Raw genomic sequence first — 230 nt, 5'->3', positions numbered from 1 at the left:
CTTATACGCTGTTATGCCAGTAGCTGGTATCCTGTCAGACGGTATCACGATGGGACTTACTGCTTTAATTGATACAGGTGGAGCGATAGCAGGAGCAGTTCTAGCTGGATTTTTCCTGCCATTAGTTATGGTTGGTTTACATCACGGTCTAGCGCCTATTCATCTTGAGTTAATTAATGTATATAATGAGACGGCATTGTTAACCATTTTAGCGATGGGTGGAGCTGGAC

1 protein-coding gene is annotated in these 230 nt (G+C 43.5%); it reads left to right on the top strand.

Annotated elements, in window-relative coordinates; genetic code table 11:
• A partial coding sequence (locus Q4563_RS23240) for a hypothetical protein (protein ID WP_303606231.1) occupies positions 1-230 on the top strand: 230 nt, incomplete at both ends.

The organism is Gilvimarinus sp. 1_MG-2023, from assembly GCF_030548285.1.
This window is presented reverse-complemented; position numbering and strand designations above follow the sequence as displayed.